This is a genomic window from Pseudomonas sp. lyk4-R2A-8 (assembly GCF_030209095.1).
GTDB classification, from domain to species: Bacteria; Pseudomonadota; Gammaproteobacteria; order Pseudomonadales; family Pseudomonadaceae; genus Aquipseudomonas; species Aquipseudomonas quebecensis.
Genome location: NZ_JARVSS010000009.1, coordinates 161,373 through 174,305, shown reverse-complemented (window position 1 = coordinate 174,305; position 12,933 = coordinate 161,373). Strand labels below are relative to the sequence as shown.

Annotated in this window: 8 protein-coding genes; 7 read left to right on the top strand and 1 reads right to left on the bottom strand. The window is 65.4% G+C overall.

The window, feature by feature from the left end:
- The first annotated feature begins 16 nt into the window (after positions 1 to 16).
- From lexA to QRN10_RS10370, 7 genes are all read left to right on the top strand, one after another.
- The gene (gene lexA, locus QRN10_RS10400; protein WP_285428349.1) at positions 17 to 634 is read left to right on the top strand and encodes a transcriptional repressor LexA; all 618 of its coding nucleotides are present in this window, start codon (positions 17 to 19) and stop codon (positions 632 to 634) included.
- The gene (gene imuA / locus QRN10_RS10395; RefSeq protein ID WP_181077096.1) at positions 634 to 1,248 is read left to right on the top strand and encodes a translesion DNA synthesis-associated protein ImuA; all 615 of its coding nucleotides are present in this window, start codon (positions 634 to 636) and stop codon (positions 1,246 to 1,248) included. Before lexA ends, imuA begins: the two co-directional genes overlap by 1 nt.
- A 7-nt stretch (positions 1,249 to 1,255) precedes the next feature.
- Positions 1,256 to 2,671, top strand: coding sequence for a Y-family DNA polymerase (locus tag QRN10_RS10390; protein ID WP_285428348.1), 1,416 nt, complete (start codon positions 1,256 to 1,258; stop codon positions 2,669 to 2,671).
- Positions 2,647 to 5,739, top strand: coding sequence for an error-prone DNA polymerase (locus QRN10_RS10385; RefSeq protein ID WP_285428347.1), 3,093 nt, complete (start codon positions 2,647 to 2,649; stop codon positions 5,737 to 5,739). Before QRN10_RS10390 ends, QRN10_RS10385 begins: the two co-directional genes overlap by 25 nt.
- A gap of 108 nt (positions 5,740 to 5,847) precedes the next feature.
- On the top strand, positions 5,848 to 7,548 hold the full coding sequence (locus QRN10_RS10380; RefSeq protein WP_181077102.1) for an ATP-binding protein: 1,701 nt from the start codon (positions 5,848 to 5,850) through the stop codon (positions 7,546 to 7,548).
- Between the two features lie 8 nt (positions 7,549 to 7,556).
- Complete coding sequence (gene uvrA / locus QRN10_RS10375; RefSeq protein WP_285428346.1) at positions 7,557 to 10,076, top strand: excinuclease ABC subunit UvrA; 2,520 nt, start codon at positions 7,557 to 7,559, stop codon at positions 10,074 to 10,076.
- A 140-nt stretch (positions 10,077 to 10,216) separates the two neighbouring features.
- Positions 10,217 to 10,654 carry a carboxymuconolactone decarboxylase family protein gene (locus QRN10_RS10370; RefSeq protein ID WP_266248947.1) on the top strand — a complete coding sequence of 146 codons (438 nt, stop codon included), beginning with the start codon at positions 10,217 to 10,219 and terminating at the stop codon, positions 10,652 to 10,654.
- Between the two features lie 4 nt (positions 10,655 to 10,658).
- Here QRN10_RS10370 and QRN10_RS10365 read toward each other — a convergent pair whose 3' ends face one another.
- Positions 10,659 to 12,809 carry a TonB-dependent siderophore receptor gene (locus QRN10_RS10365; protein WP_285428345.1) on the bottom strand — a complete coding sequence of 717 codons (2,151 nt, stop codon included), beginning with the start codon at positions 12,807 to 12,809 and terminating at the stop codon, positions 10,659 to 10,661.
- Positions 12,810 to 12,933: the final 124 nt, after the last annotated feature.

Sequence of the window (12,933 nt, the reverse complement as noted above, 5' to 3'; positions counted from 1 at the left end):
TCCCACAGGAGTACAAATGTACTCCATGACAGGCCTGACCCCCCGCCGTACCGCCATCCTGACCTTTATCCGCGACCGTATCGCGCAGCAAGGCCAGCCCCCCAGCCTCGCCGAGATCGCCGAGGCGTTCGGTTTTGCCTCGCGCAGCGTGGCGCGCAAGCATGTGCTGGCGCTGACCGACGCCGGCTTTATCGAGGTCAACCCCAACCAGGCTCGTGGCATTCGCCTGCTCAATCAGCCGGCGCGGCCCGAATGGCTGGATGTGCCCGTGCTTGGGCGTGTCGCCGCCGGCCTGCCGATCGGCGCCGACGCCGAGGTGCACAGCCGCCTGCAGCTGGACTCGGCCACTTTCGCGAAGATCCCGGATTACCTGCTGCGGGTGCAGGGCGACTCGATGATTGAAGACGGCATTCTCGACGGCGACCTGGTGGGCGTGCGGCGCAGTGCCGAGGCCTTGAACGGGCAGATCGTGGTGGCGCGCCTGGACGGCGAAGTCACCATCAAGCGGTTCGAACGCAACGCTGACAGCGTGCGTCTGTTGCCGCGCAACCCCGCATACCAACCCATCGTGGTGGGGCCCGACCAGGACCTGGCCATCGAAGGCGTATTCTGCGGCCTGGTGAGGCAAGGCTGATGGGCGCCGTGGTTGCCCTGGACGCGCTGTTCAATGGCGGCCGCGTCTGGAAAGGCCGGCCCGCCGCGCCGCCGGCCAGCCTGCACCCCACTGGGCTGGCGGCGCTGGATGCGGTGCTGCCCAGCGGCGGCTGGCCGGCGTCGGCCTTGAGTGAAATCCTGATGGCCAAGGACGGCGTGGGCGAACTGCAACTGGTGCTGCCGACCCTGGCGCGCTTATCGGCGGCAGGCGAGCGCATTGTGCTGGTGGCACCGCCCTATACGCCGTATCCCCATGCCTGGCAGAACGCCGGGGTGGATGTGCGTCAGCTCTCAGTGGTGCAGGCCGAGGAACGCGACGTGCTGTGGGCCGTGGAACAGTGCCTGCGTTCCGGCAGTTGCGGCGCCGTGTTGTGCTGGCCGCATCAGGCCGATGACCGTGCCTTGCGCCGTTTGCAGGTGGCGGCCGAAACCGGGCAGACCCTGGCCTTTGCCTGGCGCGCCCTGGGCGAAGCCATCAACCCATCGCCTGCCGCGTTACGCCTGGCCGTCGAGGCCCGGCCCGCCCAGGTGCGCGTGCTCAAGTGCCGCGGCGGGCTGGCCCATCCGGCGCCGATTGCGTTGGCCGGGCACTGAGCTTGCCATGCGCTGGGTGTGTATTGTCTTCCCGCAATTGGCGCTGGACGGGGTGCAGCGCCTGCACCCCGAGCCGGATGCGCCCCTGGCCTTGCTCGCCGGTACGCCGCAGCGGCGCGTGCTGCAAACCGTCAATGCCGCCGCGCGTACGTTGGGCTTGCGGCCCGGTCAGTCCCTGACGGCGGCCCATGCGTTGGTCAAAGCCTTTGCCAGCGCCGAATACGACCCCGTACAGATTGAGCGTTGGCAGCAATTTCTGGCGGCCTGGGCCTACCGTTTCAGTTCCCAGGTCAGCGTGTATTACCCCCGCGCCTTGCTGTTTGAAATCGAATCGAGCCTGGGGCTGTTCGGGCCCTGGCCGCTGTTCGAAGCGCGCCTGCGCAAGGAGTTGACCGAGCTGGGCTTTCGCCACCGCATCGTCGCCGCGCCCAACCCGGCGGCGGCGCGGGTGCTGGCCAATCTCTACGATGGCCTGGCCGTGGCCGATGACGCCGCCTTGCTGCAGGCCCTGGCCCCGGTGCCCATCGACCGCGCGGGCCTGGAGCCACAGGCAGCCACCGCATTGTCGCGCATGGGCCTGCGCACCCTGGCCCACGTGCAGGCGTTGCCTCGGCACACCCTGGCGCGTCGGTTTGAGGCAGGGCTGCTTCAGCACCTGGATGCCTTGAGCGGCAGGCGCCCGTTGGCACTGGACTTTTACCAGCCGCCGGACCAGTTCGATGTGCGCATCGAACTGAATTTCGACGTGCATTCCCACCAGGCGCTGCTGTTCCCGCTGCGACGCTTGACCGCCGACTTGTCCGCCTTCCTCTGTGGTCGCGACAGTGGCGTGCAACGTTTCGACCTGCACCTGGAGCACGCCCAGGCCGCCGACAGCGTGATCAAGGTCGGCCTGCTCAGCGCCGAGCGCGAACCGGGCATGTTGTTCGAATTGGCCCGTGGGCGCCTGGAGCAAGTGCAGGTCAGTGCACCGGTGCGCGGCCTTCGCCTGCTGGCCGAAGACCTGCCGGTATTTGTGCCGCAACGCCAGGACCTGTTCGACGAGCGCCCGCAACAAACCCTGCCCTGGGAGCAATTGCGTGAACGCCTGCGCGCGCGCCTGGGGGATGACGCCGTGCAGGGCCTGCGCTTTCATGCCGACCATCGTCCGGAGTGTGCCTGGCAAGCGGCGGCCGACCCGCGTGCCTGCCAGGGCTTGAACAAGGTGCAGCGCCCCGGCTGGCTGCTGCCGCAACCGAGCCCGCTGGCCGAGCAGGGCGTGCATATCCTTATGGGCCCGGAGCGCATCGAGTCCGGTTGGTGGGACGGCGCCGACATCCGCCGCGATTATTACCTGGTGCAGACCCGCACCGGCCAGCGCGGCTGGGCTTTTCGCAACGTGGGGCAGAGCGATGGCTTATGGCTGCAAGGCTGGTTCGCATGAGCTACGCCGAGCTGCATTGCCTGTCCAATTTCAGTTTCCAGCGCGGTGCATCCAGCGCGCTGGAGTTGTTCGAGCGGGCCAAGGCCCAAGGCTACAGTGCGCTGGCAATCACCGATGAGTGCAGCCTGGCGGGCATCGTGCGCGCCTGGCAGGCGGCCAAGGCGGTGGACTTGCCGCTGATTATCGGCAGCGAGGTACGCCTGGAAAACGGCCCGAAACTGGTGCTGCTGGTGCAAGACCTCAGCGGCTACCAGCACCTGTGCCGGCTGATCACCGTGGCGCGCCGCCGCGTGGAAAAAGGCAGTTATCGCCTGCTGCAAGAGGATTTCGATCAACCGATGCCCGGCCTGCTGGCGTTGTGGGTGGCGGCTGACGACGACACCCAGGCGTCGATCCAATGGCTGCGCCGCACGTTCGCCGAGCGCCTGTGGCTGGCGGTGCATCTGCATTGCGGCCAGGACGATGCGCGCCACTTGCAGCAACGCCTGAACCTGGCCGCCAGCCTGCAAATACCGGCGGTAGCCTGTGGCGATGTGCATATGCATGTGCGTGGGCGCCGCGCGCTGCAAGACACCATGACTGCCATCCGCCATCACGTCAGCGTGGCCGAGGCCGGCACGCGCCTGCACCCCAATGGCGAGCGGCACCTGCGCAGCCTCGATGCCCTCGGCGCGCTGTACCCGCAGGCGCTGCTCGACGAAAGCCTGGCTATCGCGCGCCGCTGCACCTTCGACCTTGGCCAGTTGCGCTACCACTACCCGCGTGAATTGGTGCCCGAGGGGTATACCGCTAAAACCTGGCTGCGGGCCGTCACCGAAGAAGGCATGGCGCGGCGCTGGCCCCACGGCGTCGAGGCCAAGACGTTAAAGCAGATCGACCACGAACTGGAGCTGATCAGCGATCTGGGCTACGAAAGCTATTTCCTCACGGTACATGACATCGTGCGCTTCGCCCGCAGCCGTTCGATCCTGTGCCAGGGGCGCGGTTCGGCGGCCAATTCGGCGGTGTGTTTTGCCCTGGGCATCACCGAGATCGACCCGAGCCTGACCAGCCTGCTGTTCGAGCGCTTTCTGTCCAAGGAACGCAATGAACCGCCGGATATCGACGTGGACTTCGAACACGAACGCCGCGAAGAAGTGCTGCAGTACGTGTTCCAGCGCTACGGCCGCCACCGCGCGGCATTGACGGCGGTGGTCAGCACGTATCACGCCGCCGGCGCGGTACGTGACGTGGCCAAAGCCTTGGGGCTGCCGCCGGACCAGATCAACGCCCTGGCCGATTGCTGCGGACGCTGGAGTGACGATGCGCCGCCCCTGGAGCGCCTGCGTGAAGCAGGCTTCGACCCGCACACGCCGATCCTGCATCGCGTGTTGACCCTCACCCAGCAACTGATCGGCTTCCCTCGGCACCTGTCCCAGCATCCCGGCGGTTTCGTGATTTCCGAATACCCGCTGGACACCCTGGTGCCGGTGGAAAACGCCGCCATGGCCGAGCGCACCATCATCCAGTGGGACAAGGACGACCTCGACGCGGTGGGCCTGCTCAAGGTCGATATTCTTGCCCTGGGTATGCTCAGCGCGATCCGTCGCTGCTTCGATTTGCTGCGCCAGCATCGCGGTCGCGACCTGTCGCTGGCTGGCATCCCCAAGGATGACCCGGCCACCTACGCCATGATCAGCAAGGCCGACACCATTGGCGTGTTCCAGATCGAATCGCGGGCGCAGATGGCCATGCTGCCACGGCTCCGGCCCAAGGCCTTTTATGACCTGGTGATCGAGGTCGCCATTGTGCGGCCCGGGCCGATTCAGGGCGGCATGGTGCATCCGTACCTGCGGCGGCGTAACAATGAAGAACCGACGACTTATCCATCCCCGCAATTGAAAACCGTGTTGGAACGCACCCTGGGCATCCCGCTGTTCCAGGAGCAGGTGATGCAGATCGCCATGGTGGCCGCCGACTACAGCCCCGGCGAGGCTGACCAGCTGCGCCGTTCCATGGCCGCCTGGAAACGCCACGGTGGTCTTGAACCGCACCGCGAACGGTTGCGCGATGGGATGCTCAAAAACGGCTACACCGAGGCCTTCGCCGCGCAGATTTTCGAGCAGATCAAGGGCTTCGGCAGCTACGGTTTCCCGGAATCCCACGCGGCCAGTTTCGCCTTGCTGACCTATGCCAGTTGCTGGCTCAAATGCCATGAACCGGCGGCGTTTGCCTGCGCGCTGATCAACAGTTGGCCCATGGGGTTCTACAGCCCGGACCAGATCCTGCAGGATGCGCGGCGTCACCGCTTGCAGGTCCGCCCGGTGGATGTGCAGGCCAGCGACTGGGATTGCAGCCTGGAGCCCATCGACGGCGCGCAACCGGCGATTCGCATGGGCCTGCGCTTGATCTCGGGGTTTCGCGAAGAGGATGCCCGACGCATCGTAGCGGCGCGCCGGCAGCAGCCATTCAGCGATATCGCCGACCTGGACCGGCGTGCCGAGCTGGACTCGCGTGCCCAGGCGTTGCTCGCCGATGCCGGTGCCCTGCGCGCCCTGGCCGGCAATCGCCACCGCGCACGTTGGGAGGTGGCGGGGGTGCATAAACAACTGGGGCTGTTTGCCGGCCTGCCCAGCCCTGACGAAGCCGCGGTGGCATTGCCGGCGCCCACGGTCAGCGAAGACCTGCACGCCGACTACGCCACCCTCGGCACCACCCTCGGCCCGCATCCGCTGGCGTTGCTGCGCGCCGAGCTGCGCCAGCGTCGCTGCCGCAGCTCCCGCGAGCTGATGGCCGTGGAGCATGGGCGCAACGTCAGCGTCGCCGGGCTGGTCACCGGGCGGCAACGGCCCGGCACCGCCAGCGGGGTGACATTCGTGACCCTGGAGGATGAATTCGGCAACCTGAACGTGGTGGTCTGGCGCGACCTCGCCGAACGCCAGCGCCTGGCCCTGGTGGGATCGCGCCTGCTCAAGGTCGATGGGCGCTGGGAAGCGGTGGGCGAGGTGCGGCATCTGATCGCCGGGCGGCTGACCGATCTGTCCGCCCTGCTCGATGGCATGGATGTACGCAGCCGGGATTTTCACTGAGCCAAGTAGCGTGTGCGGCGAATTGCCCCTAACGTATGCAAATGAAACGATCCGCCCCTGGCGCGCTCCAACCGTTGCGACCGTCCTTTCTCTGCGCAGAGCCGAACGATGCAATTTTTATCCAACCCACACGGCTGTGAAGGTTGGGCCGGTGAAATGGCCCAGCGTATTCGCGCATTTGACTGGTCAACCACCGACCTTGGGCCGATCGATCGATGGTCCACCAGCCTGGCCTGCACCGTGCAAATGATGCTGGCGTCCCCCGTGCCGATGGTAATGCTGTGGGGGCGGGCGGGGTACATGATCTACAACGACAGTTACTCGGCCTTTGCCGGTGGCCGTCACCCTTATCTGTTGGGCACGCCGGTTGAGCTGGGCTGGCCGGAAGTGGCGGATTTCAACCGCCATGTGGTGGATACCTGCCTGGCCGGCGGCACCTTGTCGTTCAACAACAAAGACCTGGTGCTGTTGCGCAACGGCCAGCCGGAGACCGTGTGGCTGGACTTGTATTACAGCCCCGTGGCCGGCGATAACCAGCAACCGGCCGGGGTGTTGGCGATCGTGGTGGAAACCACTGAGCTGGTCAAATCCGAACAGGTGCGCCAGGAGCTCACGCACAACCTGGAGCAACGGGTGGCCGCTGAAGTGCAGGCGCGATCCGCCGCCGAGGACCAGTTGCGTCAATCGCAGAAACTGGAGGCCATTGGCGGCCTCACCGGCGGCGTGGCCCACGACTTTAATAACCTGCTGCAAGTGATCTCCGGCAACCTGCATTTGCTGGCCCGCCATGAACCGGACAATGTGCATGTGCAACGCCGTGTCAGCGCCGCGATTGCCGCAGTGGACCGTGGTGCCAAGCTGTCGGCGCAATTGCTCGCGTTTGCCCGGCGCCAGCCGCTGTCGCCGGCGGTGTACAACCCGCTGCGCATCTACGAAACCCTGGGCGAGCTGCTGCAGCGCGCCCTCGGTGAAACCATTCATATCGACGTACAACTGCCCCGCGACCCCTGGTGCATCCATGTCGACCGCCATCAGCTGGAAAACGCCTTGCTCAACCTGGCGATCAACGCCCGGGACGCGATGAAAGGCGAGGGCGTGATTCGCATCAGCGGCGAAAATATCATCCTCAATCCCGACGATTGCGTGGGCAAAAGCGTGAATCCCGGTGAATACGTGCGTCTGTCCGTAGCCGATACCGGGGTAGGTATGTCGCCGGCGATTCAGGCCAAAGTGTTCGAGCCTTTCTTCACCACCAAGCGCGACGGTCACGGCACGGGCCTGGGCTTGAGCATGGTGTTCGGCTTTGTGCGCCAGAGCGGCGGTCACGTGGACGTGTGCAGCGAAGAGGGCAAGGGCACCGTGGTGCAGTTGTATTTTCCGCGCAGCCTGGGCGAGGAATGCGCCGAAGTGCCGGCCGAGCCGCTCGTCACCGAATATGGGCAGGAAACGATTCTGGTCGTCGAGGACAACGAAGGCGTGCGCTTGACCGTGGTGGAAGTGCTCGAACAATCGGGCTACACCGTGCTCACCGCCGAAGACGGCGACCAGGCCATGCGCAAGCTGCAAGCGGGCCTGCAGCCGGAGCTGATTTTTACCGATGTGGTGATGCCGGGCCGGGTCAAAAGCACCGACCTGGCCGAGTGGGCCCGCGAACAGAGCCCGCCGGTGCCGGTGTTGTTCACCTCCGGCCACACCCGCGACATTCTCTCCAGCAACCATCTGCTGACTCCCGACATTCATCTACTGAGCAAGCCCTACAGCCCCGAAGCCCTGACGCAACGGGTGCGCAGCGTGCTCACCGCTCGATAAGGTTGACCATGACCTCACAACGCAACCTCCCGCCGACCACGTCCCCGCGCGCCGGCTTTGTGCGCGTGCGCGGCGCCCGTGAACACAACCTGCGCAACGTCGATGTGGACATTCCGCGCGATGCCCTGGTGGTGTTCACCGGCGTGTCCGGCTCGGGCAAGTCGTCCCTGGCGTTTTCCACCGTGTATGCCGAGGCTCAGCGTCGCTATTTCGAATCGGTGGCGCCGTATGCGCGGCGCCTGATCGATCAGGTCGGCGTGCCGGATGTGGACAGCATCGAAGGCCTGCCGCCGGCCGTGGCCCTGCAACAGCAACGCGGCACGCCAAGTGCGCGCTCGTCGGTGGGCAGTGTGACCACCCTGTCGAGCCTGATTCGCATGCTGTACTCCCGCGCCGGTCAATATCCGGCGGGGCAGGCCATGCTGTATGCCGAGGATTTTTCGCCGAACCTGCCCCAGGGCGCATGCCCGCAATGCCATGGCCTGGGTCGCGTGTATGAGGTGACCGAGGCGCTGATGGTGCCCGATCCGTCGTTGAGCATCCGGCAGCGCGCGGTGGCGTCATGGCCGCTGGCATGGCAGGGCCAGAACCTGCGCGACATCCTGGTGACCCTGGGGTACGACGTGGATATTCCTTGGCGCGACCTGCCGAAAAAGCAGCGCGACTGGATTCTCTTCACCGAGGAAACGCCCACCGTGCCGGTGTACGCCGGCTTCACCCCTGAGCAGACCCGCGAGGCGCTCAAGCGCAAGCTGGAGCCCAGCTATCAAGGTACGTTCAGCGGCGCGCGGCGCTATATCCTGCACACCTTCAGCCACACTCAGAGCGCGCTGATGAAAAAGCGTGTCTCGCAGTTTATGCAGGGCAGCCCTTGCCCGCTGTGCGAGGGCAAACGCCTGACCCGCGCGGCGTTGTCGGTGAAGTTCGCCGGGGTGGACATCGGTGAGTTGTCGCAGCTGTCGTTGAGCCAATTGGCCGACTTGCTGCGGCCGGTGGCGGCGGGGCAGGACCGTATGAAATTGTCGGTGGAAAAACGCCTGGCGGCCCAGCGTATCGCTGAGGATTTGCTTGAGCGCGTCGGCACGCTGATCGAGCTGGGCCTGGGCTACCTGTCCCTGGAGCGCAGCACGCCGAGCTTGTCGTCCGGCGAATTGCAGCGTTTGCGCCTGGCCACTCAACTGGGCTCGCAATTGTTCGGCGTGATCTATGTGCTGGACGAACCTTCGGCCGGGCTGCATCCGGCGGATGGAGAAGCGCTGTTTACCGCATTGGAGCGTTTGAAGGCGGCGGGCAATTCATTGTTTGTGGTCGAGCATGACCTGGAAACCATGCGCCGCGCCGACTGGCTGATCGATGTCGGCCCGGCTGCCGGCGAGCAGGGCGGGCAAGTGCTGTACAGCGGCCCGCCCGCCGGCCTGGCCGAGGTGCAGGCGTCGCAGACCCGTGAGTACCTGTTTGCCGCACCGCGCCCGGCCGCCGCCGCGCGTCGTGAGCCCAGCGCCTGGCTGGCGCTGGAGGGCGTAACGCGCAATAACCTCAAGGACCTGAACGTCGATTTCCCGTTGGGCTGTTTTACCGCCGTTACCGGCGTGTCCGGTTCGGGCAAGTCCAGCCTGGTCAGCCAGGCATTGCTGGAACTGGTGGGCAGCGGTCTGGGGCGCGTGGTGGAAGCCGATGAAGAACCGAGCCTGGAAGACGACGCGCCGCAAACCAGCGGCGGGCGTATCGGCGCCGGGCTGGAACATATCCGCCGCCTGGTGCAGGTGGATCAGAAGCCCATCGGCCGCACGCCGCGCTCCAACCTGGCGACCTACACCGGGCTGTTCGACAACGTGCGCAAACTGTTTGCCGCCACGCCGGCGGCGAAGAAGCGCGGTTACGATGCCGGGCAGTTCTCCTTCAACGTCGTCAAGGGCCGCTGCCCGAACTGCGAGGGCGAAGGCTTTGTCAGCGTCGAATTGCTGTTTATGCCGAGCGTTTACGCACCGTGCCCGACCTGCCATGGCGCGCGCTACAACCCCCAGACCCTGGCGGTCAAATGGCAAGGCCTGAACATCGCTCAGGTACTGGGGCTGACGGTGGACCAGGCGGTGGAGGTGTTTGCCGACCAACCGGGTGTGCTGCGCTCGTTGCAGGTGCTGCGGGATATCGGTTTGGGTTACCTGCGCCTGGGCCAACCGGCCACCGAACTGTCCGGTGGCGAAGCGCAGCGCATCAAACTGGCCACCGAACTGCAACGCAATGCTCGCGGTGCCACGTTGTATGTGCTGGACGAGCCCACCACCGGATTGCATCCACGGGATGTCGATCGCCTGCTCAGCCAGCTCAACCAACTGGTGGATGCCGGGCATACGGTGATCGTGGTGGAGCACGAAATGCGCGTGGTGGCGCAGAGTGACTGGGTGATCGATATCGGGCCGGGCGCAGGGGACCTGGGTGGGCAGGTGGTGGCCAGTGGCACACCGCACACGGTGGCCAAGAACAAGAAGAGTCGGACGGCACCGTTTTTGCGGCGCGAGCTGGTTTAGCCGTCAGCCTCGCGGGAAGGGCTGGCCCTTGATGGCTTCGGTGCCCGGCCATTGGCCTCCCGTTCTTCCCCGGAATTGGCTATTCCACGGCTCACACGTCCTGACTAACCTGAGCGCCAACCCATCCTCGGAAGAACCCCATGCAAACCCGTACCGATTTCTACACCGCGTCCCCCGATGCCATGAAGGCCATGCTCGCCCTGGAGACCGCCGTCGGCAGACTCTCCATCGAACTGCCGCTGCTGGAACTGATTCGCCTGCGGGTCTCGCAGATCAACGGCTGTGCTTTCTGCCTGGACATGCACACCGCCGACGCCCGCAAGGGCGGTGAGACCGAGCGGCGTCTGTACACGCTGTCGGCCTGGCGCGAGACGCCGTTCTTCACGCCGCGTGAGCGCGCCGCACTGGCCTGGGCCGAAAGCCTGACCCTGCTCAGCCAGACGCACGCGCCGGATGCGGACTACACCGCGCTGGCGGCCGAATTCAGCGCCCAGGAACAGGTCGATTTGAGCCTGGCCATTGCTACCATCAACAGTTGGAACCGCCTTGCCGTGGGTTTTCGCAAAATGCCCAAGTAATGCCTTAGAAATTGACCGTTGCGCTCAGGCGCGCCGTCAGTGGTGCGCCCTGGAACAGGTAGTCGTCGCCCAGGTACTCGCCGGCATCGCGCCAGTAACGTTTGTCGAACAGGTTGTCGACGCTCAGGCGCAATACGGTTTCGTAGCCGTCGAGGTGGGTGGTGTAGCGGCTGCCGACGTTGACCACCGCGTAATCGCCCACCTGCACATTGCCGCTGCGGTTGGCGTACTTCTTGGCGCTGTATTGCACGCCACCCAGCACCGCCAGGCCATTGACCCACGGCAGCGCATAGTCGGCGTATAGGCTGGCGCGCAGCTTGGGCACGTTGATCGCCTGGTGCCCTTCATAGGCCGCCGTGCCGCTGCCGCTCACCCGTGCACGAATCGCCGCCACGCTGGTGGCGATCTGCAAACGGTCGGTGGCCCAGCCATTGGCCGACACTTCCAGCCCGGTGTTTTTCTGCTCGCCCTGCTGCACATAGGTGAAGCTGCCGGCGCCGTCGGGTCGGGCGTATTGGTAGCCCTGTCGGGTCTGGAACAGCGCGGCGGCGAAGCTGATGCGGCGCCAGTCGTATTTGACGCCGGCCTCGATCTGTCGCGAGGTGGTCGGTGCCAGGGTCTCACTGGCATTGGTCGCGAACCATGGCGCGGTGCCTCCCAGAGACAAGCCTTTGCCGTAGCGGGTGTATAGCGAAACGCTGTCCACCGGCTTATAGATCAGCGCCGCCTGGGGTAGAAACACGTATTGCTGCGTGTGGCGGGACGGGTTGCCGTCGCTGTCGAACGCCTGTTCATCGAGGCGCACTTCACGCCCGCCGAGGACCGTTTGCCACTGCTCGTTGAAGCGCAGGCGATCCGTGACGAACAGGCCGTACTGGCGGCTGTCGAGGGTGCGATGGCTGTCGTTGAGCGGCACGTCGGTCGGCGCGAAGGTGGCGGCGTCCCGGTGGATGTTGCCGCTGCCGATCCACTCGTTGACGGGTTTGCGCTGGTCGATCACTCGACGAAACGCGCTGGTGCCGAAGGTCAATTCGTGGCCCAGGCCCGCGGTGTCGAACCGGCCGGTCATGGCGACCTGCACCTCGTCGTCGCGGCGCGTGTCGTCGGGGCTGCGGTAGTCGTAGATGTCGTAGTCGCCTTCGGGGCTGAAGGTGTTGGCATTGCAGCTGCCGATGTAATAGCAACCCCAGGCAAATGAGCTGTAGTCATCGATCACCACTTTGCTGCGCGCGGCGCTGATCTGGGATGTCCATTGATCGTTGAAGCGATAGTCGAACGTGCCGTTGAGGTTCAGCGAATCGATGTCCACCGGTTTGGCGCCGCTCTGGTGCCCCAGCAGTTTCTTCGGCGAGGCCCCATGGGGCACTGCGCTGCCGCCCAGCAACTGATAACCCGGCACCGAGCGCTGTTGTTTGTTCTGGTATTCGGCGTCCAGTTGCAGCACGGCGTCGGGGCTGATGTTCCAGTCGAACGCCAGGGACAGGAAATCGCGCTGGCCGTTGGCGTGTTCCACGTAGGAATGCAGGTCTTCATGAGCGACGTTGGCCCTCAGGCCGAACTGCTGCTCGCTGCCGAACCAGCCACCGACATCGGTGGCCAGGTAACCGCTGCCGCGATCGTCGGTGGACACGGTCACCGAGCGCACCTCTTCCGGGCGCTTGGTGACATAGTTGATCGCGCCGCTGGGTTCGGAAATACCGCTCTGCAAGCCCGCCAGGCCCTTGAGCACTTCCACCTGCTGCTTGTTTTCCAGGGCGACGTTCTGTTCGCCGGTGATGGTGCGCCCATTGATCTTGTAGCTGCTGGCCGCGTTCAGCGAAAAACCGCGCACCACGAAGTTTTCGTAGTAGCCGATGGGCGCATAGCTGTCGCCCACCGACGCATCGTTGCGCAGCACTTCACTGAGCAGGCGCGCTTGCTGGTCCTTGATCAGCGCGGCGTTGAACACGCTGACCGAGGCCGCGGTGTCGAGCAGCGGTGTTTCATGGAAGCCGCCGACCGAGGCGGTTTCGGCGCGATAGCCGGACGTATCTTCGCCCTGTACCTGCAGCGCCGGCAGTTCCAGCGCGGCCGCCAGGCTGTTGCCGATGCCGCCGCTGAGCAGCAGGCCGAGGGCAACACGTGAAGTGACGACGGGGCGAAAACGCAAAACCATGGGCTGGGCCTTAGAGCGCGGGGCAGGGGGCGCATAAGCTAGGCATTACGGCGCGGTTTTACAAGCGAGACGTCCCGTCTCAGCTCACTCGCCGCAGCCTTATGGCCTCGACAGCCGCCTGGTG

Coding starts and splice junctions, on each gene's coding strand:
- lexA (WP_285428349.1), top strand. CDS start 17: ATGTACTCCATGACAGGCCTGACCCCCCGCCGTACCGCCATCCTGACC.
- imuA (WP_181077096.1), top strand. CDS start 634: ATGGGCGCCGTGGTTGCCCTGGACGCGCTGTTCAATGGCGGCCGCGTC.
- QRN10_RS10390 (WP_285428348.1), top strand. CDS start 1,256: ATGCGCTGGGTGTGTATTGTCTTCCCGCAATTGGCGCTGGACGGGGTG.
- QRN10_RS10385 (WP_285428347.1), top strand. CDS start 2,647: ATGGCTGCAAGGCTGGTTCGCATGAGCTACGCCGAGCTGCATTGCCTG.
- QRN10_RS10380 (WP_181077102.1), top strand. CDS start 5,848: ATGCAATTTTTATCCAACCCACACGGCTGTGAAGGTTGGGCCGGTGAA.
- uvrA (WP_285428346.1), top strand. CDS start 7,557: ATGACCTCACAACGCAACCTCCCGCCGACCACGTCCCCGCGCGCCGGC.
- QRN10_RS10370 (WP_266248947.1), top strand. CDS start 10,217: ATGCAAACCCGTACCGATTTCTACACCGCGTCCCCCGATGCCATGAAG.
- QRN10_RS10365 (WP_285428345.1), bottom strand. CDS start 12,809: ATGGTTTTGCGTTTTCGCCCCGTCGTCACTTCACGTGTTGCCCTCGGC.